Annotated in this window: 16 protein-coding genes; 8 read left to right on the top strand and 8 right to left on the bottom strand. The window is 54.7% G+C overall.

Annotation, left to right across the window (positions count from 1 at the left end; all coding sequences use genetic code 11):
• Position 1 precedes the first annotated feature (1 nt).
• Positions 2 to 955, top strand: coding sequence for a chemotaxis protein CheV (locus K0H80_RS10930; protein WP_220071582.1), 954 nt, complete (start codon positions 2 to 4; stop codon positions 953 to 955).
• A 60-nt stretch (positions 956 to 1,015) separates the two neighbouring features.
• On the opposite strand, the gene K0H80_RS10925 is transcribed toward K0H80_RS10930, so the two are convergent.
• A complete protein-coding gene (locus K0H80_RS10925) occupies positions 1,016 to 1,684 on the bottom strand; it encodes a hypothetical protein (protein WP_220071581.1) in 669 nt (222 codons plus the stop codon).
• 57 nt (positions 1,685 to 1,741) lie between these two features.
• Positions 1,742 to 2,116 carry a DUF2750 domain-containing protein gene (locus K0H80_RS10920; protein ID WP_415837055.1) on the bottom strand — a complete coding sequence of 125 codons (375 nt, stop codon included), beginning with the start codon at positions 2,114 to 2,116 and terminating at the stop codon, positions 1,742 to 1,744.
• 255 nt (positions 2,117 to 2,371) lie between these two features.
• Between K0H80_RS10920 and K0H80_RS10915 the strand changes: the two genes are divergently transcribed.
• The 4 genes from K0H80_RS10915 to K0H80_RS10900 all read left to right on the top strand — a co-directional run bounded on the left by K0H80_RS10915 (position 2,372) and on the right by K0H80_RS10900 (position 5,585).
• A complete protein-coding gene (locus K0H80_RS10915) occupies positions 2,372 to 3,559 on the top strand; it encodes a lytic murein transglycosylase (RefSeq protein ID WP_220071580.1) in 1,188 nt (395 codons plus the stop codon).
• 113 nt (positions 3,560 to 3,672) lie between these two features.
• A complete protein-coding gene (locus K0H80_RS10910; protein WP_220071579.1) occupies positions 3,673 to 4,545 on the top strand; it encodes a WYL domain-containing protein in 873 nt (290 codons plus the stop codon).
• 74 nt (positions 4,546 to 4,619) lie between these two features.
• Positions 4,620 to 5,102, top strand: a complete 483-nt coding sequence (locus K0H80_RS10905; RefSeq protein ID WP_011865937.1) for an FKBP-type peptidyl-prolyl cis-trans isomerase — start codon at positions 4,620 to 4,622, stop codon at positions 5,100 to 5,102.
• A 258-nt stretch (positions 5,103 to 5,360) separates the two neighbouring features.
• Positions 5,361 to 5,585, top strand: coding sequence for a DUF3389 family protein (locus K0H80_RS10900; RefSeq protein WP_220071578.1), 225 nt, complete (start codon positions 5,361 to 5,363; stop codon positions 5,583 to 5,585).
• Between the two features lie 121 nt (positions 5,586 to 5,706).
• Here the strand turns inward: K0H80_RS10900 and K0H80_RS10895 are convergent, their stop codons facing one another.
• Positions 5,707 to 6,714, bottom strand: coding sequence for a glutathione S-transferase family protein (locus K0H80_RS10895; protein ID WP_220071577.1), 1,008 nt, complete (start codon positions 6,712 to 6,714; stop codon positions 5,707 to 5,709).
• Positions 6,715 to 6,906: 192 nt separating this feature from the next.
• Between K0H80_RS10895 and K0H80_RS10890 the strand changes: the two genes are divergently transcribed.
• From K0H80_RS10890 to K0H80_RS10880, 3 genes are all read left to right on the top strand, one after another.
• On the top strand, positions 6,907 to 7,581 hold the full coding sequence (locus K0H80_RS10890) for an alpha/beta hydrolase (protein ID WP_220071576.1): 675 nt from the start codon (positions 6,907 to 6,909) through the stop codon (positions 7,579 to 7,581).
• Between the two features lie 604 nt (positions 7,582 to 8,185).
• Positions 8,186 to 9,889, top strand: coding sequence for a bifunctional UDP-sugar hydrolase/5'-nucleotidase UshA (gene ushA, locus K0H80_RS10885; protein WP_011865933.1), 1,704 nt, complete (start codon positions 8,186 to 8,188; stop codon positions 9,887 to 9,889).
• A gap of 446 nt (positions 9,890 to 10,335) precedes the next feature.
• A complete protein-coding gene (locus K0H80_RS10880; protein ID WP_011865932.1) occupies positions 10,336 to 10,773 on the top strand; it encodes an Hsp20 family protein in 438 nt (145 codons plus the stop codon).
• A 94-nt stretch (positions 10,774 to 10,867) separates the two neighbouring features.
• On the opposite strand, the gene K0H80_RS10875 is transcribed toward K0H80_RS10880, so the two are convergent.
• The 5 genes from K0H80_RS10875 to recC form a co-directional block, all read right to left on the bottom strand.
• Positions 10,868 to 11,872, bottom strand: a complete 1,005-nt coding sequence (locus K0H80_RS10875; protein ID WP_220071575.1) for a D-alanine--D-alanine ligase — start codon at positions 11,870 to 11,872, stop codon at positions 10,868 to 10,870.
• A gap of 141 nt (positions 11,873 to 12,013) precedes the next feature.
• Positions 12,014 to 12,937, bottom strand: coding sequence for a hypothetical protein (locus tag K0H80_RS10870; protein WP_220071574.1), 924 nt, complete (start codon positions 12,935 to 12,937; stop codon positions 12,014 to 12,016).
• A complete protein-coding gene (gene recD / locus K0H80_RS10865; protein WP_220071573.1) occupies positions 12,934 to 14,922 on the bottom strand; it encodes an exodeoxyribonuclease V subunit alpha in 1,989 nt (662 codons plus the stop codon). Before recD ends, K0H80_RS10870 begins: the two co-directional genes overlap by 4 nt.
• The gene (gene recB, locus K0H80_RS10860) at positions 14,919 to 18,614 is read right to left on the bottom strand and encodes an exodeoxyribonuclease V subunit beta (RefSeq protein WP_220071572.1); all 3,696 of its coding nucleotides are present in this window, start codon (positions 18,612 to 18,614) and stop codon (positions 14,919 to 14,921) included. The genes recD and recB overlap by 4 nt, the downstream gene beginning before the upstream one ends.
• Before the next feature lies 1 nt (position 18,615).
• Entirely contained in the window at positions 18,616 to 22,242 is a 3,627-nt protein-coding gene (recC, locus tag K0H80_RS10855; protein ID WP_220071571.1) for an exodeoxyribonuclease V subunit gamma, read from the bottom strand.
• Positions 22,243 to 22,341 lie beyond the last annotated feature (99 nt).

The raw sequence follows: 22,341 nt of genomic DNA, 5'->3' as shown, positions 1-22,341 counted from the left end.
TATGGCTAAAGTGCTAGAGAGTGTCGATCAGCGTACCCAGTTGGTTGGCGAAAACCGTCTCGAGCTGTTGCTGTTTCGTATCAATGCGACGCAGCTGTTTGCGATCAATGTGTTTAAGGTCAAAGAGGTGGTTAAGCTGCCAAAGCTGAGCGCCTTGCCAGGTAGCCATCCTAGCATCAAGGGGGTCGCCAACATTCGTGGCACCTCGATTCCCGTCATCGATCTTCGTGCCGCCATCGGTTTTCAGCCCATGAACAGCGACCAGGAAGCGAACCTTATCATCACCGAATATAACCGTAGCGTGCAGGGCTTCATGGTGGGCAAGGTCGACCATATCATTAATATGACCTGGAGTGACATCATGCCGCCGCCCAAGAGCACCGGCAGTCACAACTATCTGACCGCCATCACTAAGGTGGAGGTGGATGGCGCGACCCGTCTGGTCTCCATTATCGATGTGGAGAAGGTGCTAGCGGAAATCGTGCACTATGATATCGCCATCTCGGAAGGGGTGTTAGATGAGGCCTTGGTGGATAAGATGATAGGGCGCAAGATCTTGATCGCCGATGATTCGGCTACCGCCCGCCGCCAGGTGAAAGACACGCTCGCCCCGCTGGGTATCGAGGTGATAGAGACTTCGGATGGCCTGCAGGCACTTAAGCTGTTGAAGTGTTGGTGCGATGAGGGCCGCGATATCAACCAAGAGATACTCATGCTGATCACCGACGCCGAGATGCCCGAAATGGACGGTTATCGTCTCACCTATGAGGTACGTAACGACAAGCGGATGGCCAATCTCTTTATTACCCTCAATACCTCACTGAGTGGCAGCTTTAATAATGCCATGGTGGAGAAGGTGGGGTGCGATCGCTTTATCTCTAAGTTTCAGCCCGATCTTTTGGTGGATGTGGTTCAGGAGCGTCTACGTACTCAGTTGCCCGAACAGGTAAATTAAGCGGAAATCTTTCGGTACTTTTAGTCAATTACTAGCCAACTACTAGTTATTGTCGGCAAGCTATTTATCGTCTAGCGAATCATAGTCGAGTGTCTGCTCGGCAAGGATATCTCGCAATACCTGACGCTTGACCACGGCGGTGGAGACGATATTGATCCTGGCGATGCGCACCGCGTAGCCGAAACGGTCACGGCCGACGGCGGCCAGCAGCTGATGCAGAAAGGCCTTATCCAGTCCCAGCATCTTGGCGTAATGTTCCACGGCCTTGGCCAGCGACGAAAATTGCACGCCATCGAACTCAAAACCGCCGCCAAAACCAGCTGTGTCGAGTGGGATCCCCTTGAGGCTGAGGGGCCAGGGCGCAACGCTCACCCGAGCTTTGGCGACCTGATACATAAACCAGGCGCTCTTCTTAAAGCCTTCGAATACCTTACAGCTAAATTCCGACTCTTCGAGCTCCTCTTGGGTCCAGTTTTCGCCTATGGCCAGGTGTTTGGCATAGCGGCGCATTAACTCGTCTTTAACTGCGCTGTGACAGTCCCAGATAGAGCTGAGCGGTGCCTTCTCGGCGATCTGCAGACACTCCTTACAGGCGGGAACCGCTAGCGAAGGGTGAGGACAATGGCCCAAGGCGTGATAGTCAAACTGATGAGCACAGGGCTCGGCGCAGAACCAGCATGTATGGCGTCTGTCGAAGGGGATGTCGACCAGGGGCAGGCTTGCAGACAAGGGCTATCCCCTGTCTGCGACTTGGCATAAGCGCATATTAAAGCGCAAGCTCTGGGCTTACTCTTGCTCTATGTCGACCAGGCTCTTGGCCAGGGTGATAGGGTCGAGCTCCAGGCATTCCTGCTCGGCGACCCAGTCGATACCCACTAATACGCCGTCATCGTGCAGATCTTGAATCCAATATTCCAGCAGCTCTTCCAGTGGAATGGGAGCCGGCTGATAATCCTGCCATTCTTCAGTGCAGTGTACTTTGGCCTGTGCTTCGCTAGACCACAGCGGCATCACATCCGTTTCTTCATATTCTGACGAGTCACACACGACCCAACCTTCGCCAGTTTCATCTTGCAGGCCCCAAACGGCTTGCTGCTCTTTTACGTTGTCGATAAAGCTTGCTAAAACGGGACTGTTGTCTGTCATCTTAGTGTCTGTCATGTGAGTTCTCTTAGAGTAGGTAAAATCGAGCCCATTATACGCGATGTGGCTAACGAGCCAAGCGCTAGGTGACCCGAACAGTCCACTATTTATCCGCTCACGGTGCAAACTGGTCTTAGTTCGAATAATTAATCATAAATCATTTAGTATAAGTGCCTCGAGTCGTTATCATGTCTGGGGAAGGTCTGGTTTCTCGCCGGCTGCAGATCATTAAGTTTCTTATTTTTTTAGCCGTTTTCTCTTGGAGTCTCTATTTTGAAAAAATTGCTCACCTTTGCATCCCTGATCCTGGCAACCGGCTTGCCAAGCCTTAGTGTGCTCGCCCAAGATTTCGATACCTGTGTCAGCGCACTCAAGCAAAAAGCGCTCGCCGCCGGAGTGTCGAGCAAGACGGTAGAAGAGGGTCTGGGTCAGGTGAAATATGTGACCAGGGTGATTGAGCTGGATAAGAAGCAGCCGGAATTTAGTCAGACCTTCGACAACTATTTCTCCAAACGCGTCACTGACTGGCGGGTGCAGGAGGGCAGGCGTTTGCTTAAGCAGCATGGCCCGCTGCTGCACAAGTTGCAGCAAGAATATGGTATACCGCCCCAGTATCTGGTGGCCTTCTGGGGACTGGAGACCAATTTCGGCTCCTATAAAGGCAAGATGCCGGTGATCGACTCCCTGGCAACCCTTGCCTGCGATCCGAGACGCAGCGACTATTTTACCGGTGAATTGATTCAGGCGTTGAAGCTTAAAGAGGCCTACCAATTTGATAACGCCCAGATGCAAGGCTCTTGGGCAGGCGCCATGGGGCACACTCAGTTTATGCCCTCGGCCTATGCCAAGTATGCGGTGGACGCCGATGGTGACGGCAAGGCCGATCTGTTTAACAGCACTGAGGATGCTTTATCTTCGGCAGCTAACTTCTTGAATAATCTCGGTTGGATGCGCAACGAGCGCTGGGGCCGCGAGGTCTCCCTGCCAAAGGATTATGATTTTCGGCATCTTGGGCGTAACGATAAACAAAGTTTAACCACCTGGGCCGGTTTGGGGATCACTCAGGCCAATGGCCGCGCGCTGTCGACTCCCGACATGCAAGCCGCCCTCTATCTTCCGGCCGGGCATACTGGGCCGGCATTCTTAGGTTATGCCAACTTCGATGTGATCATGCGCTGGAACCGCTCAGAGTTTTACGCCATCGCCGTCGGGCATCTGGCCGATCGCATCAATGGTGGGGCTCGCCTGCATGTGGCGCCGCCGAAACATGACAATATCAGCCGCGCCAAGCTTAAGCAGTTGCAGGCCAAACTCAACGAGAAGGGCTATGAGGTGGGTAAGCCAGATGGCGTGCTTGGAGTCAACTCCCGTGCCGGCCTGCAGGCCTTTCAGCGCAGCATTGGCCTGGTGGCCGACGGTTTTCCAAGCGATGAGACCTTCAGCGCCCTGGGCATCAAATAGTGCTAACCATTATGATTGCATCTCGATAAGAATTACATTAGCTTAAGATTTTGGCCGGGCATTTTGCTCGGCCAAATTGTAACAACTAACGAGTGGCCACATAAGGTAGCAATATGGATGCGATGGAGAGTTTGTCATTTGCCCAGCGGCAACGTCTGGCGTTTATCGACTTTAGTTTGCAATATTTTGGCCAGGTATCGCGCCAGGACTTGATCGCCAAATTCGCCACAGGCCTGGCGGCGGCGACAAGGGATTTCGCCAGCTACCGCGAGTTGGCGCCCCACAACATGGAGCTGGTGCATCAGACCAAGCGCTATCACAGACGCGCCGAGTTTATCCCCCTGTTCGACCATGATCCCGAGGCGATCCTCCATGGATTGGCCAATGGCTTCGGTGACGGGCTATCCCATCCGGTGACACCAAGTAGCGTCTGTCTGGATGCGGTGCAGCTTATTCATCCCGATACCAATATTATCGCCGCCGTGATGCGGGCTATCGCCCATAAGCAGGCGATAGCCGTGACCTATGTGTCCGTGTCATCGGGGGAAACTCAAAGAGAGCTGGTGCCGCACACCCTGGTGAACAACGGTCAGCGCTGGCATGTGCGATGTTTCGACCGCACCCATCAGGTGTTTACCGACTTTGTGGTGACCCGCTTCAAGGCGGTGACTCAGAGCGCCACCGAGCCCTTCGATCATGAACTGCAAGACAAAGATGGCTACTGGCAGAAGCTGGTTTGTCTGGTGTTGATCCCCCATCCCAGCTTGAAGCATCCCGAGGCGATTGCGCTGGACTATCAGATGAGCGAGGGGGAATTGGTACTCAGTTGCCGCGCCGCCCTGGCGGGTTATCTGCTGCGCCAGTGGAGCGTAGACTGCTCGGCCCAGCATCAGATCCGCAGCGGCGTCTGTCAGCTCGCCCTTAAGAATCACGCCATCTTAAGCGAGATAGAGCATCTGGCCATAGTGCCGGGCGCCAAGGCATAACAGGCGTAGCGCCCCGGGGGAAGTTTTGCTAAGCTTCGCCCACTTGATGAAAAGAGACTAACTAAGGACGCTTGATGAGCATTAAAGACGATATGGTCGTGCAGTTTAACTACACCTTACGCGATGAAGCAGGTGAAGTGCTCGAAACCAACGAAGGATTAGATCCTATTGCCTACCTACATGGGCATGACAACATGATGCCTGGCGTCGAGAAGGCGATGGAAGGTAAGGCTGTGGGTGAGAAGTTTTCTGTGACCCTGCCACCGGAAGAAACCTATGGCGTACGTAACGAAAACGGCGAGCAGCGCGTGTCTATCAAGCATCTGCAAGGCGCGAAAGTGTGGAAGCCTGGCATGCGTGCCATCGTGAGCACAGACCAGGGCCAGCGCCAGGTGACTGTACTCAAGGTGGGTAAGTTTATGGCGACCGTGGATATCAACCATCCTCTGGCTGGCCGCGAACTGACTTTCGATCTTGAGGTTGTCGACGCGCGCGAGGCGACTGCCGAAGAGATCGCCCACGGTCACGCCCATGGCGTCGGCGGTCACCACCACTAGAATGGTCACGGCCACTAGGCTGGTGGCGAGCACCTGAATAACCATAGAGACCCGGGCGAACCTGGGTCTTTTTATATCAATCACGGTAAGTAAGTGATCAGAAGTTGCGTTGGAAAACGTTCGAGAACAAGGCATGATTTTTCGATAAGTCATTATTCGACAATCAAAAAATAATAACGCCGTTATCGGACGATTTAACAAGCTAGCATGATCAGTTATTGACTAGGATTGGTATGATATCAATTGAAGGAAGAGCTTGTGGTCATCGAATTTTCAGGGGGACGGATAATCGTCTCGCCCCAAGAGGTGCTGGTAAAACTCACCACTGGTGTCAGCCTCTTTGCGATGGCCGATGATCTGCGCCTGCTCAGCGCCGGCAACATCATGGTGGCCGATGCAGGCGCGGTGCGTTGGCACCTCACCTTAGACGATGCAAATCAGCTAGGTGATATCGCCGAGTGTCTCGGTATCGATATCGCCTAACTACGTTTGATTTTTACTTCATCAGTTGCTGCCCATGCCGCCCGTTAATGGCCATGCTTGTGGCGAATAAGCTGGTCGCGGCTAAGCAAGTCTCATCTAAGCAAGTCGCGTCTAAGCAGGGCTAATTGTGGCCAAGTTTGTCGCGGCCGTGGGGCGAGTCGAGATCTAACCTGGGCCCCTTGGGAACCACGCGCGTCGGATTGATCTGGCCATGGCTGAAATAGTAGTGCTGCTTGATATGCTCGAAGTTGACCGTCTTGGCGACCCCAGGGTGTTGGTATAACTCTTTCAGGTAGGCCTGGATTGCCGGCATGTCAGCGATGCGATTACGATTGGTCTTGAAGTGACCCACATAGACGGCGTCGAAGCGCACGAGTGTGGTAAACAAGCGCCAGTCGGCTTCGGTAATTTGGTCGCCCACTAGATAGCGCTGCTGGCTAAGACGTGTCTCTAAGGTGTCTAAGGCGTCAAATAGCGCGTCGAAGGCCTGCTCATAGGCCGCCTGTGTGGTGGCAAAACCGGCTCTGTATACCCCGTTATTGATCTTGTTGTAGACCCAGTGATTGATCTCATCTATCTCCTCTCTGTGAGCGGCGGGGTAGAAGTCGAGATGATTGCCGGTGATCTCGTTAAAGGCGCTGTTAAACATGCGGATGATCTCCGCCGACTCGTTACTGACTATCGTTTGGGTCTGCTTGTCCCACAGCACGGGCACTGTCACTCTGCCGCTATAGTCGGGTTTTGCTAACTGGTAGATCTGATAGAGATAATCTTTGCCGTTGAGCCTGTCGATCTCGCTGCCTTCTATGTGCTGGGCGCTCTCACTCTGCTTGGGGCCACTAAACTCCCAACCGTTGCTCAGCATATGGGGCTCAACGACCGTGACGCCGATATGGGCCTGCAACGACTTCAGCTCGCGAAAGATAAGGGTTCTATGCGCCCAGGGACAGGCGAGAGAGACATAGAGATGGTAGCGACCCGACTCGGCTTTAAATTCGGGCTCAGGCTCATCTGCGCTTGGCGCCTTTATCCAGCGGCGAAAGGCGGCGTCTTCTCTCTCAAACGCGCCCTTGCTCTTATCTGTGTCATACCATTTATCGACCCATTGGCCACCTTGAAGTAATCCCATCTGTGTCTGCCTCGCTTTTCTAACTCGTTAAGTGCAGTGTAACAGTCGCCTAAGCGGATAAAAAACGCGAAAACTGGCGTTTTTTATTCGACTTTATCGAATAGTTGGGCGGGCTATAGTTGGGTGGACTTAGGCTTCCTGATATGATCGGCCGCACATAAACACCTAATGAAGAGTAATAAAGGAAACCCTATGTCTCAACAGCCGTTAGAGCGGATCACCATAGAACCTCAATCCCAGTGCCGCGCCTGCGTGATCTGGTTGCATGGCCTTGGCGATTCCGGTGCCGGTTTTGCCCCTGTGGTGCCACTTCTGGGTCTGCCCGATGAACTCGGCGTGCGTTTCATCTTTCCCCATGCGCCAAGCATACCGGTGACCATCAACCAAGGGTATGTGATGCCCGCCTGGTATGACATCAAGGGGATGGATGTAGACAATCGCGCCGATATGGCTGGTGTGTTGGCCTCTGAGCTGGCGATTGCAACACTTATCGAGGAGCAGATCGCCTCTGGCGTGCCGAGCGATAAGATAGTCCTGGCCGGTTTTAGCCAAGGCGGCGTGATGAGCCTGTTTACCGGCTTACGCTTCCCTAAGTGCCTGGCGGGGATCATGGCACTATCTTGCTATCTGCCGACGGGCCATGCCATGCCCGATAACTTGAGTGAGGCCAATCGTAATACGCCGCTGCTGCAACAACACGGTGAGCAGGATGAGGTGGTGCCACTGGCTCTTGGCCGCGCGGCCTATGATCTGATTTCCAAGGCGGGCTATTCCAGCGAGTGGCATACCTATCCTATGGGCCATAGCGTGTTGCCAAATCAGCTTCAGGAGATAGGTCAGTGGCTTAAGGCGCGTCTGAGCCAATAGGCTACCTGTTTACCTGGCTATTACCTGCCTGATCTGAAACAGGATTATTACAATAAGTGAGGGGCGCCAGTTGGCGCCTCTTTTTTATGCTTGCAAGAGTGTGATGGATATCACGTCAATCAATTGGCGGGTACAGCCTGATCATTTTGCCGTAACCATAAGTTAACAATTACCGATAAATGGCGACCTTTGCGGCTAAAAAAGCATCGATTTGTGCTGTATTACGTTTTACTGCTTTAGATAAAGTTGATCTAGTGTGAAATTTTTACCGGTTTTGTGATCTAGGTACGCTAGAGCTTGTTTGTTTAATGGGAGTATCCTCATTTTTTAGAAAATAGGTGCAAGTTAATAAAATAGATGGGAAATCGATATCTATGGCCGTTTTAATTTATCGATAGGTCTCGCGATTCATTTTTACCTTGTTCTGATGGTGAAACAATGAAAGGCGTAAAACGCTTTTAAAATAAACATTTGCCCTATGTTTGTTCATAAAAATGCCACATTTCCTAGATATTGTTTGCTATTATATTTCGCGGCGAGATTATGACGTTCGCTATCAAAAAATATGATGGTTAATAAAAAAGATAATCTAGGGGTTGATGTAATGACAAATAAGCTTTTAAAAGGATTAGTCGCTACCGCTGTATTAGCAGCACTTGCTGGTTGTAACAGCAGCGATGACGACAAGGCGCCAACAACATGTGCTGAAGCTGGCACTGCTTGCACCAAATTTACCGTACTGCACACCAATGATAACCATGGTCGTTTCTGGGAAAACAAAGACGGCGAATATGGTATGGCGGCACGTAAGACGTTGATCGAAAAGATCCGCGCCGAAGTGGCGGCCAATGGCGGCGAAACGCTGCTGCTTTCTGGTGGTGATATCAATACAGGTGTACCTGAGTCTGATCTGCAAGACGCACTGCCAGATTTCCTTGGTATGAACGATATCGGTTATGACGCTATGGCGGTCGGTAACCACGAATTTGATAACCCATTGGCGGTACTGGATTCACAGCGTTCTATCGCTAACTTCCCAATGCTAGCGGCTAACATCTACAAAGAAGATGGCACTCGCTACTTCGAAGCCTACAAGGTATTCGATGTTAACGGCATCAAGATTGCTGTTATCGGTCTAACCACCGAAGACACGGCTAAGCTGGGTAACCCAGAATTTATCTCAGGTCTTAAGTTCACCGATCCTAAAGAAGAGATCGTTAAGGTGATCAAAGAGATCAAAGACGCTAAGGCAGCCGATCTTATCTTCGCAACGACTCACATGGGTCACTATGCGAACGGCGAACACGGCAGCAACGCACCTGGCGACGTGGCTCTGGCCAAGGCGCTTGAGCAAGGTCAACTTCAGGCTGTGATCGGTGGTCACTCACAAAACCCAGTTTGTATGGAAGGCGGCGAATATGCTGACTTCGCACCGGGCGACGAGTGTACGCCTGATCAGCAAAACGGTACCTACATCATGCAAGCTCACGAGTGGGGTAAGTATGTTGGCCGTGCCGATTTCGAATACTTCAACGGTGAACTGCACCTGGCTAACTACAAGCTGGTTCCAGTTAACCTAGTGAAGAAAGTAAAAGATGAGCAAGGTAATGAGACTAAAGTACTGGTAGGTGAAGCGATCGAGGCAGATGCTGCACTGAAAGAGATGCTTTCTTACTACCAAGAGCGTGGTCAAGGCCAACTGGATGAAGTGATTGCTTCTACCGATGGCTTACTAGACGGTGAGCGTGCAAACGTACGTTACATGCAGACTAACCTGGGTCGTCTGATCGCCGATGCACAGCGTACCAAGGTTGCAGCCGATGTGGGCGTGATGAACTCTGGTGGTGTTCGTGCGTCAATCGAAGCCGGTGACATCTCTTACCGTGACGTTCTGACTGTACAGCCTTTCGGTAACATGGTGACTCTAAGCACTATGACAGGTGAAGAGCTTAGCGCTTACCTGGGTGAAGTGGCTAGCCTACAGATTGGTGCAGGCGCTTACGCTCAGATCACTGGCGTTAAGATGACGGTTGACTGTGCGGCTAAGACAGTGGCTATCAGCGAAGTTAACGGTAAAGAGTACAGCGCGACTGGCTCTTACACCATGACAGTACCTAGCTACAACGCGGCAGGTGGTGACGGCTATCCTAAGCTAAACCCAGTACAAACCGGTTATGTTGATGCCGAAGTACTGTACACCTTCTTCAAGGATGCAGGCACTATCGTAGCGGCCGACTACAACCCAGTAGGCGATATCGTTTACGAAAACTCTGAAAGTGTTGAAGGTTGTCAGATCACTGCTCAATAAGCAGGATTAAGCGACACAAAGGGCAGCCTCAGGGCTGCCTTTTTTATGCCCGAGATTGCGCATTCACCGTATTGGGACCTAGTCAGTTTATGAGAGGAATTAGCCGGGTCATTCTCTTGGTGATTCTCTAGGCCATTCTCTGATCCACGCTCTGATTCGATTTCTGGTGCAATTTCTGGGTGATCAGCTTGTGTATTTGCCCATTCATAAGCGCAGAAAAATTTTTTAAATTTCTTCCTTGAAATCATAAATGCCTATCCACATATAGTGAGTATGGGGCGCTCATCGAGGCCCCTGATGTTACCCAAGATGTTGATCTTGTTATGGCAGTGCCTTTGGGCTGCCCGGTGATATCACTAAAAGGCGCGGCGCAATTTATTCGAATCATATCGTGTGAATTATTGTCGGCCACTAACCTCTATATTGCTTAATAAAAGGATATACCTATGCGTAATTATGATTTAACCCCTCTATACCGTAGTGCCATTGGATTCGATCGTTTAGCCCAGCTTGCCGAGCATGCTGCATCGAACAAGGGTAATTCGGGTTATCCCCCATACAACATCGAGTTGCTGAGCGAGAATCGCTATCGCATCACCATGGCGGTGGCCGGCTTTGCGATGGAAGAATTAGATATCACTAGCGAAGGCGACAAGCTAGTGGTGAAAGGCACCAAGGCGGAGCAGGAGAGCGAGCGTAAATACCTGTATCAGGGTATCGCTGAGCGCGGTTTCGAGCGCACCTTCCAGCTGGCCGACTATGTGACTGTGATTGGCGCCGATCTTGAAAACGGCCTGCTCAATATCGATCTGCAGCGTGAGATCCCCGAGGCCCTAAAGCCGCGCAAGATTGAGATCTCAACTTCAAGGCTGCTAGACGCCTAAATGAATGTCTAAGTGCAGCGCTTTAGAACGCAGCATCGAATAAAAAAGGGAGCCCAGGCTCCCTTTTTTGATGGCTATCGTTCACTTTTCTGGCTTAGCGATTAAGCCCGGTCAGAATGGCTTCGTTCAGGTATTGGCTAAAGTCATCGCCATGGTTGGCCAGCATCTTAGGGAACATAGATATCGGTGTCAGGCCCGGGAAGGTGTTGATCTCGTTGAGTAAGATCTCGCCCTCTGGCGTGAGGAAGAAATCGATGCGCGACAGGTGTCTAAGCTTCATGCCATCGAATACCTTTACCGCATAGGCGCGGATCTGCTGGGCTATCTCATCGCTTACCTCGGCCACGACCCGAGTGGTGGCCTTACTGTCGGCGGCATACTTTTCATCATAGGTGTAGAAGGTGCCACCGGCGCAGATCACCTCGCCAGGCAAGGTGGCGACTGTCTCGCCGCGATATTGATAGACGGCGACTTCCAGCTCACGCGCCTGAATGGTCTTCTCCACCACCACATAGGGCGAATAATGAAACGCATCGGCCAGAATGGCCGGGATCTGCGCCGCGTCATCGACCCGGTAACAGCCCACAGAGGAGCCTTGTGAGGCGGCCTTTACGAATACTGAGCCCCACTTGGCTAGGGCGTCTGTGGTCTGGGCAATTGCCTGCTCGTCCAGTTGATTCAGGAAGAGGTAGGGGGTGTTAGGGATCCCCAGGGCGCTAAACCACATCTTGGCGGTGATCTTGTTGAAACAGTTGCGCGAGCCCTCGGCGTCACAGCCGAAATAGGGCAGATTTATGAGTTCGAAATAGGACTGAATGTCGCCGGTTTCGCCAGGGTAGCCGTGAATACAGGGGATCACATAATCCACCGGCCAGTGCGCCAAGCTCTCATCTTCGAAACGGATCTCACGGCGGTTGGTCAGCTCACAACGCTCACCTGATTTGGTTTGATATTGTCCCTTGGCATCGAGTTCGACCCGCAGCACATTCAGGTGGGGAAGTTTCGCCAGCGAGGTCTCGAAGTAGTTGGCCGACAGCAGGGAGATGGCGTGTTCATCGCCGCCGCCACCGCATAAAAGTAAAAGGTTGATCGGATTCATCGGGTCTCCGTTTTCGACTCAGTATCGTTTTCCATGCTCACTATGACGTGCTGATTTTTTTATGCAAGTCCTGGATGCTGCTTAAAGAAAGCTTAATGTCTGACCGGGCAATTTGTGGCCGAAATCATTATCTATGGCGCCTTAACGCCCGGCCCAAGGCGCCTCATAGAGCGCATCATAATCGGTTTGCGCCAGCACAGTTACGCCTACCGCCTCAAGAAACAGCGCTTGTCCCTGGGAGATGGGCTCACCGGCGTAAACATAGTAGGCCGCGCGCCTGCGCTCGGGAAAGGCCTTATACAGCTTGGCGCGCTCGATAAGCAACCAGCGCAGAAAGATCTCGTTGCTTTCAAGCCCGAGTCCGATAAACACCAGTTCGTTATGCAGCAAGATATTGAGCCAGGTGCTGTTGCCGCGCCAATGTTCCTTTAGCGCCTTTTTAAAGCCACCACCCAGATGGCCCTGATGCAGAATATCCCTGGCCCTGTCTACCGCCCCCATGTAATGACTCAGTCCAAGGCGCACGCTGCGGGCATACCTCTGCATGCCGTTAATGTGCCAGATGGCAAACTCTTCGGTGGGTGAGGCGATGGGCGCGCTAGCGAAGTAGCTGGACCAGGGGTAGAAGTCGGTAAAATGTTTGGCCTGCAGGTGATGTAGTTTAAGTTGGTGACTTTTCGCGAGGGTCTGTTCGAAGTTGGTGGTCAGCACGGGCGTGTTGTTCGCCGCTGCCCAGGCAATCATTCGTTGGTGTTGACGCTGGGGTTGCCAGCTGGCCATAAGATTACAGAACGCTTTTTGTAGCTGCGTGTTGGGCTTACTGCTAATGAGATCCAGCGCATCATAAAACTCGGTGAGGGCGATGCCTGCCGGGATGCTGGCCACCTCATCGCCCTGGTGGGCACGCCAAAGGCTGAGAAGCATCTTATCCCAGGCGTTGATGCTGGTTACTTGCTCGTCACTTTGACTGCGAGGGCGATAGCGATTGATGCCGTTACCCACCACTAATGCCCTCGGATGGGCACTCGGGCGCTGGTTGAGCAGCTGGGACAAGGTTTGAGTCATGCTGGCCACAACCTATGTGCCAGACCCGAGGCCCTAAGGGTCGCCTGGCTGCAGGCCGCCTCGAACACCGCCTGGCTGCCAAGACAGCTAAAGTGTCCCTTGGCGCGGGTGATGGCGGTGTAGACCAGCTCTTTGGTCAGTAGCTGACGCTGGGCGACGCTGGGCCTTGGCGGTAAGACGAAGGCGACCTGCTGAAACTCGCTGCCCTGACTCTTATGCACCGTCATGGCGTAACAGGTCTCGTGGCTGGGCAGGCGGGCGGGCAGTACCTTGAGCAGGCTGCCATCGGCCTGAACGAAATAGGCCATCAGGCGGTGAGTGGGGCCGTGACCTGGCAGGATCACCCCAATATCGCCGTTAAACAGCCCTAGGTTATAGTCGTTACTCTGAATGATGATGGGACGTCCGGCGTAAAATTCGCTGGATGGCTGGATCAGCTTGGCATCTTTCAGTGCCTGGGTGACCGCCGCGTTGATCCCCTCGACGCCATATTCGCCGGCACGCATGGCGCAGAGGATACGGAAGTCGTTGAAGCGAGTGATGATCTGGTTGGCGATTTCGTCCAGATCCAGTTGTTGATCTGACTCTTTATCTACTTCTTGAACCTGCTCTTTGTTGGCCAGGTGACCGACCAAGTCCAGATAAGGACGATATTTGTCGACGCTCTGAGCCATCAAGGCCGTGAGTCCGGCATTGCCCTGGGGCGAGAGTTGATGCTCAAGCCAGCTAAGTTCGTCGTATCCTTTCTGCCAGACACTTAATATGCCCGTCAGATCTCGGCGGTTGACGGCGCCGGCTAGCTGTCCTATACCGGCATCGCCCTTAAATCTGTGGCTGTGCATCAGCATGGCCAGACTATCGCCCAGTGCCGGGCGCGCATCGATATAGGCGCTGAGATCTTCCTTGGTTAATTGACTGAGGAGTGCTGCCTTCTCTTGTGAGTAGCGCATGCGCCAGCCACTTTCCTGTGAGTCTGTCTGTTTTAGCCCTGCGCAGATATCAGCCAGCACGGCGCCGGCCTCGACCGAGGCGAGCTGGTCCTGATCGCCAAGCAGAATAAGCCTGGCGTGCTCCGGCAGCGCTTCCAGCAGCTTGTGCATCATGGGCAGATCTACCATGGAGGCCTCATCGAGGATCAAGAGATCCAGCCTGAGAGGATTGTCCTTATGGTGCCTGAATCTGTGGGAGCCGGGGATCACCCCCAGCAGACGGTGCAGGGTGGCCGCCTCTTCGGGGACCTGCTTAAGCTGCTCAAGATCTAACTCGTCGCCATAGGGCGCCAGCTCCTGGGAAAGCCTCGCCTTGGAGGCCTTGATCGACTCGCTCAGGCGCGCGGCCGCCTTACCCGTTGGCGCCACCAACTTGATGGTGAGTTGCTGCTCCAGACAGAGCAGCAGTAATAGCTTAGTCACTGTGGTTGTCTTGCCCGTACCGGGCCCGCCGGTGATCACCGCCAGTTTCTGGCTAAAGGCGGTGGCGGTGGCGATCTTCTGCCAATCGGGCTTCTCGGCCTGACCGGCAAACAGAATATTCAGTATGCTGGCTACCTTATCTGGCGCCGCAACTCTGATGGGCTGATTGAGGCGAGTGAGACGCTCGGCCACCTGAGTCTCAAACTGGTAGTAACGCTGCAGGTAGAGCCTGTCGCCATCGAGGATCAAGGGGGTGTTTAGCTCGCCATCGGCCGGGCTAATGGCTTGATATTGCGTCAACTGCTCGGCCAGTGCCTGGGGCGACAGTTCAAGTTGACATTGGGGCAGCTGCTCATGCAGCGGGTTATCCCTGTCTATCTGAGTCAGGGGCAGACAGGTGTGTTGCTGAGACAATTGACGGCTGAGCAGGGCGCAGATCAGGGTAAAGAGATCGTCGCCATCGCTGTGCAGGGCTTGCATCTGCAGGGCAAAGTGGCGATCCAATGGGGTCAGCAGTCCCTCCTGTTGCCAGTGCTTAAGCAGCTGGCTAAGTGGCTGTGCTAGCTGGATCATAGGTCTAGCTCTCCTTGTGCAGGGCCTGATGGCATGTCAGATTGCCTGTCTGTTGGCGAGTGCGACTCAGGCTCAGCTTGAGACTCAGCTTGAGACTCTGCTAGTGACTCAGCTTGAGACTCTGCTAGTGACTCAGCTTGAGACTCGCTGGTTTCTGCCTCGCTAAGCAGGGTGTCCAGGGCCTGGATCAGCCCAAGGGGCGGCTTGTCGTAATAGACACCGGTACTCGGTGAGTTGGCCGACATGCCCCTAAGGAAGAGGTAGTAGCAGCCGCCCACATGTTGGTCATACTGGTAGCCGGGCAGGCGCAGCTTGAGGTAGCGATGCAGTGCCAGGCTATAGATGATGTATTGCAGGTCATAGTGGTGACCGGCGATGGCCCGCTGCATGGCGGGCTTTTCATAATGACTCAGGTGATCCCCCAGATGATTGGACTTATAGTCGGCGATATAGAACTTGCCCTGGTATTCGAAGGTTAAGTCGATAAAGCCCTTGAGCATCCCCTCTAGGGTCTCGAAACTCAGTGTGGCGCTATAGCCATACTGACTCAGCAGCTGATTAAGCCCATGTGCATCGAGCTTGCCTATTGGCATATAAAACTCCATCTCCACCAGTTTTTGTGCCTGGCTGAGGCTCGCGAGACGCAGCCCATCACCATCGAGCGGCACATGCAGCAGATCCAGATACCAGGCATGCAGCATCGCTTGCCACTCGCTATCGATGCCGAAGCGCTCCATCGCCTTGGGCAGCTCGTCGCCTAGGCAGGTATCGGCCTGGGTAAAGTCTATCTGCTCCAGCACCCAGTGGAGGAAACTTCCCGCGTTGGCGCCGCGCTCGAAGCTGAACCTGGACAGCTGCTCGCTATCGGTAGCTAACTGTTCAAGCTCGGGAAAGGCCTCATCGCCCATGCCTGGGCTGACTTGTTCGTGAGCCGAATGTTTCACCAGGCCTGAGTAGCTGCCCACCCGCCAGGGGATCTCGCGCCTGCGGCTAAGTGGCCGCGGCGCCAGCTTGGCGGCATCGGTAGTGTCGATAGGGTCAAAGTCTAGTTTGGGCGCGTCGCTTTCCACCAAGTCGACCGAGATCGCCTCGCTCGCCAGTGCCTGAGCGGCGGCCTGAATGTCGGCAAACTCGCAGGCCTTGGTCTCTATGCCCAGAAGGTAGCCGATGGCAGTCTCGAATAACTGGCTGCTGATCCCGTCACGCTTGGTGAAGCGCGAATGGTTGGCGACATAGCAGTAGCAGGCCAGCACGGGTCGGGTAAGCGCCACATAGAGCAGGCGCAGATCTTCGGCGAGATTCTCCGCCTTGTATTTGGCCCAGCCCTCGTCGCTCTGGTCGATATCCCACACCAGGGCGTCTTGCTCATGGTAGAGCATAGGCGCCGGCTTGCGGCGATTGTCTCTGGCCAGGCTGACGAAGGGCAGGAAACAGATGGGATATTCCAGTCCCTTACTCTTGTGTATGGTGACTATCTGTACCAGATTCTGCTCGCTCTCCAGCCTGAGCTGGGCCTCTTCCGTGCTGCTCACCTCGATCAGCGTCTGCTGATACCAGTTAAGCAGGGCGCAGATGCCGTCCAGCTCCATCGCTTTTTGCTGTAGCAGTTCGCCCAGGTGCCTGAAATCGGTCAGGCGGCGCTGCCCTTCATCTGCAGTCAGCAGACGCTCGATGAGGCGGGTATCGGCCGCCAAGGCCATCATGCAGGGCATGATCCCGCGCTTTAGCCAGGTCTGATGCAGGTTGTCGAAGGCCTCGAGCTGCTGCTGACGCACGTCTTCATCCAGATTAAAGGCATGGATCGCCTGGGCATCATAGTCCAGCAGGGCGGTGGCCATGGCGCTGCGCAGCGCGCGCTCATCCTTGGGATTGGCGATGGCCTGTAGCACCAGGGCGAGTTCCTTGGCCACCAGGGTATCGAATACGCTGTCACGGCTGAGAAAGACGGCGCCTATCCCCCGGCTACTCAGTGCCGATTTGATATAGGCGGCCTCGTTGCGATCCCTGACAAGCACGGCGATATCTTTTGCCTTGAGTGGCTTATTTTGCTTCAAGCACTCGCCGCGCTGAGCCTCGTTGAGCAGCCTGGTTATCTCGTTGGCGGCATCTTCGGCCAACTGGCTGCGGGCGCTGGCTTTGTTAAGCCCGGCGTTGGGATCTTCACCAAGCAGCTTAAGCCGCAGCGCGCTCGTTTGGGGGACCTTCTCGACCAAGCGTTTCTCTGCCGCCATGGGGGAGGGCTTGATGCGCTCAAAGGGGATCGCCTGGCTGATAAAAGGATCGTCGCTTCTTGAGAACAGCTGATTGACCGCCTCGACCATGGCTTGGCTGGAGCGGTAGTTGGTGTCCAAGCTGTAGTGGTTTTCCGTCTGGCCCCTGGCATGGATATAGGTGTGGATATCGGCGCCGCGAAAGGCGTAGATCGCCTGCTTAGGATCGCCAATCATCAAGAGGCTGAGGTCGCTGTCTGTTGAGACCTGCTGGCCTTGATAGATGCGGCTGAAGATCTGATATTGCAGCGGATCTGTGTCCTGAAACTCATCGATAAGGGCGATGGGAAAACGCTTGGCGATGGCATGTGCCAGCGCCTGCTCTTTGTCGGTTTCTTCGCTTAGGGCGTCGGCCAGAGCGATCAGCAGATCGTCCGGAGTGCGAAGATTCTTAAGCTGTTTCTGCGCCGCAAAGCGGCGCTTAATCCCATCACGGGCGCCATAGAGGAAACTGGGCACTAAGGTGTCTATGGTTTCTGTGACGCGCTCGATATGGGCAAGCAGCGGCGCCTGTTCCGGCGTTGGGATCTCGCCGCCCTTGTTGAGCTTGAGGCCGCCTAATGCCAGCGCCCCCAGCACCTTGTTGTCGGGCAGGGAGAGCGGCTGAGCCGCCCAGTTATCCATGGCGGCGAACAGGGTCTCGAGCTTGGGATAGCCCTGATCTTTCTTGCCAAAGCGGGTGCCGTTGAGCGGCAGCGCCTTGAGCAGCTCAAGGGTGGCATCGCGCTCGCGCGGCCAGATGAGCCTGAGTCTCGAAAGGCTCTGACTCAGGCGCTCCGCCACCTGACTGAAGGCTTCGGGTGTCGGCGAGACGCTGGCCTGATTGGCGCCGAGAAGCGGCCTTAGCTGCTTGGTCAGGCCGTCGGGATCGCTAAACTTGTTGCTGATGATCTGCGCCAGATAGCCGGGCAGCGGATAGCAGGCCTCACGCCAGAAGTCGCGCACCGCATGGTGCAGGTACTCGCTGTCGTCCAGGGTAAATTCAGACTCAAACAGCAGGGATGATTCGAACGCCATGTCCGACAGAATGCGCTGGCAGAAACCATGTATGGTAAAAATGGCCGCCTCATCCAGCGACTTGAGCGCGAGATCCAGGCGTTTTAGCGCCTGACTGCGCGCCTCGGGCTCAGCCTCAGAATAGAGTGTGTTGATCAGCGGATCGTCCACCTCCATGCCGAGAAAGGCGCGGTAGGCCAGCTGGATCTTCTTGCGGATACGATCCCTAAGCTCCTGGGTGGCGGCGTTGGTAAAGGTCACCACCAGGATCTGCTCGCAGCTTAGCGGCGCACGTTGGCTATCGCCCAATAATAAACGCACATAGAGCCCGGCGATGGTGTAGGTCTTGCCGGTACCCGCGCTGGCCTCGATGAGGCGAGTGCCCGACAGCGGCAGGCTTAGGGGATTTAGTGTCTGTGTCGCCATCTTATTGGCCCTCCACGAAATCGGCCAACTCGCTCAGCGGCGCCTTGTGATAGAGACTCAGCATAGGCGAGAGCAGCGTGCTGGCGATGGTGCCAAAGCCTGCCTCGCTAAAGTCATCGGGGAAAGTAAACAGCCGCTGATAGTGAGCCTCCTGGCCTTCGCCCAGGTTGGATTGTTCATCCAGCCATTGTGGCTGGGCGGCGATCAGCTTCTCAATATGATCACCCTCGGCTTCGACATAGGCAAAGGCGGTTCTTGGCATGAAGGGCAGGGGCTGGCTCTGCCCCTGATGATAATGCTCGGCCCAGAGCGAGAGCTGATTGAGCGCCTGCTCAGGCGTTATCGGCGCGAAGGCGTGGAAATGGCCGATATCGAGCAGATAGCTGTGTCGCTGCCAGGGCGTGGCCTCATGGCTTTCCACGTCGCTATTGTCGCTAAGACTGGTTTTGAGGCTGGCGTTAAGACTAGCGTTAAGACTGGCGTTAAGGCTAGCGTTAAGGCACAGGTGACGCAGATAGACACGGATCAGATCCCGCGCGTTCGCCGTTCCCGGACGGTAGTTGACCAGCCCCTTGGCGCTGACGCCGTCGATTCGCCCAACCAGAGCAGTTGCGGCGCTGTCAACCAGGAGAAGATTGATATCCTGGGTATGGCTGCTCTCACCCTGCAGATAGAGGGTGCGACCGACCAGGGCGCGAATATCGTGCTGATACTGTTTAAGCAGGAGATCATCAAAGGGGGCAAGAGGTAACTGACCCGAGAGCCGCAGCCGCTCTAGCAGCTCATTTGATGGCCGCTCATCGCCGGATTTGACCGCATCTTCTATCAGGGTCGATTGCAGCTGATAGCGAGACAGGGGATTGAGGGCGAAAGGCTCATCGTTTTCATCCGCCTGTATGCTGAGATTAAGATCCAGCTTGAGGGTGCGATTGAAAAAATACTGCGCCGGATTACGGTAGAAGCGGATCAGCGCCGAGAGCTCAAGCGGCTCGCCCTTATCTTCATCGGCGACCAGACTCAGCGGCGCCTCGATGAAATGACCAGCACTTGCTGGCTTGGCACCCTGCTCCCCGTCGTGCTGCTTATCCTGCTCAGTAAGGGCTCGGGGACACCACTGCTCGCTATAGCTCTGGCGAAGACGTCTTGGCTCACTCTTTGCGCCTTCACACTCTGCGCCTTCAGACTCGTCTGCCAGATAGAGGCGTTCATCGAAGGGCTGCAGCGGCATGGTGATGATTAGCTGGTCTAAGATGGCCTGCTCGATTTGGGTGATATCTGCCGTGCTTGTGTCATCTTCACTCGCTTTATTCAGCAGGTGGGCACAACTTTCCGGCAAATAGCAGAGCTGACAGTATTCGATGAGCTCAGATACCAGCATAGAGGGGATGCGCTCACTGTTATCCCGCTCGCTATGGCCGATATAGCTGATGTAGAGCTGCTCTCTGGCAGAGAGCAGCGCCTCGAGGAACAGGTATCTGTCATCCAGCCTGCGGGAACGGTCGCCCTTACGTGGCCCTTCTTGCGCTACCAGGTCGAAGCCGACTGGGTGCTGTACCCTGGGGTAGACGCCATCGTTCATCCCCAGCAGACAGACCAGCTTAAAGGGGATGGAGCGCATCGGCATCAGGGTACAGAAGTTGACGCTACCGGCTAGATAACGCTGTCCCACTCGGGACTCGGTGAGGTGACGGGTAAACCAGTTCTGCATCACCTCAAGTTCGAGTTCGCTCTGATACTGTGTGGCGGTGAGCTCCTCATTCAGACGGGTGATTGCCTGTAAAAGCTCCTGTTTCTGACTCAGCTCCTCATCGACACAGTCGTAGAAGGTCTCCACCAGTGATTGCAACTGAGTGATGCGCACGCTTAAGGGGCAATGCTCGCCAAGCGCCAGGTTAAACTCGTCGATTGCCTCGATAAAATTAAGCAGTTTACCCAGAGCCTGGGCAGACTGCCCCTCGACACCGGGGAGGGCCAGGCTGTCATGATAGATGGGGGCCTCATCGCTGAAGCTATAGCCCAAGATCAGTCGCTTGATACCAAAGGCCCAGGAGTTGTGTTCGAAGGCAGGCAGCTGCTGCGCCTGACGGCTGTGCTCATCCCGTCCCCAGCGCACGCCCGCCTGCTCCAGCCAGCGGCGGATAAGCAGGAGATCATCATCGTCCAGGTCGAATCGGCGCATCACGGCGGGCACCTCGAGTATGCCTAAGATGTCCGTCAGGGCGAAGCGGCTCTTGTTGAGATCTAGCAGGTGCAGGAAGCTGTTGATCAGCGGTGATTCCTGTGCCGCGCCGCGATCGGCAATGGCATAGGGGATAAAATGATCGCCACGCTTGGAGGCAAACACCGCATCTATGTAGGGCGCGTAGGTCGCTACATCAGGCATCATCACTACGATATCTTTGGGGGCGAGACCATCCGAATGCGACAACTGCTCCAGCAGATGATCGTGCAGTGTCTCGAGCTCTCGCAGCGGGCTGTGACAGCTCCTGAGGGTCAGGGAATCATCGTCATTCTTAAGTACTCGTCTGCCTTTGGTGGTGAGATAGAGTTCGGCGTCCGGCCCTAGGGTTTCGCCCCGGGTGCAAAGCTCGAGGATATCTTGCTGCACGCCGTGGAGCAGGGTGTTTGAGCCCGGATCTTGATAGCACTCGAAGTTGAAGTTGGTGTCATTTTCCGGCAGTTCCAGGATAAGGTCTAACAGCTCGCGGCCCATCTTGCCGTTGTTGGCCAGCAGGGGATTGCCCACCTCAAGCTTACTCTCCCAATCGATGGCGAGTTGCTGCTTGTCGCCATATTGCAGCGCCATTCTCGCCCTGAGTTTAGGATCTACTATGTCGCCCCAATAGTGTTGGCAGGGGCTTAGGTTGAGCATCACTACATCGATCCGTTTGGCCAAAAAGTAGAGTACTTCCAGGGTCTGCGGCGCCATGGAGGAGATACCAAAGACAAACAGGCGCGGCGGCAACTTGCTAAGATCGCACTGGGGATCGCTTAAGGCATCAAACAGCGCCTGATGCAGGTTCGCCCTGTGATAGCGACTCTGGTTCAGCGTGTGATGATTGTAGTGGATAAGTTCGCGCCACAGCAGGCTTTGCCACTGCTGGTTGGCCGCTAGCGGGCGCTCCTTGGGGGGCAGTCGATCCTCACCCTGTTCCCAAGCCAAGATCCAGTCGGGGCGATAGACCAGGTATTGGTCGAAGATGTCGGCTATCTGGCTGCAAAGCTGAAACAGTTTTAACGAGTGCGGCGCCGCGCTGTCTGTGAGTATGGCATCGTCTTTCAGATAGTTTGCCAGCGGGGTAAACACCTCCTGAGACAGGAGGCCTGGCAGCAGCTCCATCAGCTTCCAGGTCATGGCCGGTTTGGTAAAGGCGTTCTCCTTGGGGACATCCGGCAGCAGCTGGTGGCAGAGTTGCCAGATAAAGCTCGACGGCAGGGGGAACTCCAGCGCCGCCGCGACATGGTTTTGTTTGGCGATGGCGAGCCTGAGCCAGGTGGACATGCCGGGACTCTGGACTAAGATCTGCTCATTGCTCAGCGGCGACTGACCCGGCAGGGGCGTCTGTAGCTCGTTGGCGAGCAGCTCTGCCAAAGCCTCCATTCGATTCGATTGCACCAAATACAGCATGAGATCACTTATCCATTTCGTTGTTCTGTGGCCATTCTAGGGCATCTGGGTTTTCCGGCCAATGCTCGCCGTACAATATCGGTGTAATTCGATATGTTA

The organism is Shewanella aegiceratis (assembly GCF_019457495.1).
GTDB lineage: Bacteria > Pseudomonadota > Gammaproteobacteria > Enterobacterales > Shewanellaceae > Shewanella > Shewanella loihica.
Note: the sequence above shows the minus strand (reverse complement) of the source record. Positions and strands in the feature narration are given on the sequence as shown.

Excerpts from the sequence above, each read along its gene's own strand:
- K0H80_RS10930 (WP_220071582.1), top strand. The coding sequence starts at position 2 with ATGGCTAAAGTGCTAGAGAGTGTCGATCAGCGTACCCAGTTGGTTGGC.
- K0H80_RS10920 (WP_415837055.1), bottom strand. The coding sequence starts at position 2,116 with ATGACAGACACTAAGATGACAGACAACAGTCCCGTTTTAGCAAGCTTT.
- K0H80_RS10910 (WP_220071579.1), top strand. The coding sequence starts at position 3,673 with ATGGATGCGATGGAGAGTTTGTCATTTGCCCAGCGGCAACGTCTGGCG.
- K0H80_RS10905 (WP_011865937.1), top strand. The coding sequence starts at position 4,620 with ATGAGCATTAAAGACGATATGGTCGTGCAGTTTAACTACACCTTACGC.
- K0H80_RS10895 (WP_220071577.1), bottom strand. The coding sequence starts at position 6,714 with ATGGGATTACTTCAAGGTGGCCAATGGGTCGATAAATGGTATGACACA.
- K0H80_RS10890 (WP_220071576.1), top strand. The coding sequence starts at position 6,907 with ATGTCTCAACAGCCGTTAGAGCGGATCACCATAGAACCTCAATCCCAG.
- ushA (WP_011865933.1), top strand. The coding sequence starts at position 8,186 with ATGACAAATAAGCTTTTAAAAGGATTAGTCGCTACCGCTGTATTAGCA.
- K0H80_RS10880 (WP_011865932.1), top strand. The coding sequence starts at position 10,336 with ATGCGTAATTATGATTTAACCCCTCTATACCGTAGTGCCATTGGATTC.
- K0H80_RS10875 (WP_220071575.1), bottom strand. The coding sequence starts at position 11,872 with ATGAATCCGATCAACCTTTTACTTTTATGCGGTGGCGGCGGCGATGAA.
- K0H80_RS10870 (WP_220071574.1), bottom strand. The coding sequence starts at position 12,937 with ATGACTCAAACCTTGTCCCAGCTGCTCAACCAGCGCCCGAGTGCCCAT.
- recD (WP_220071573.1), bottom strand. The coding sequence starts at position 14,922 with ATGATCCAGCTAGCACAGCCACTTAGCCAGCTGCTTAAGCACTGGCAA.
- recB (WP_220071572.1), bottom strand. The coding sequence starts at position 18,614 with ATGGCGACACAGACACTAAATCCCCTAAGCCTGCCGCTGTCGGGCACT.
- recC (WP_220071571.1), bottom strand. The coding sequence starts at position 22,242 with ATGCTGTATTTGGTGCAATCGAATCGAATGGAGGCTTTGGCAGAGCTG.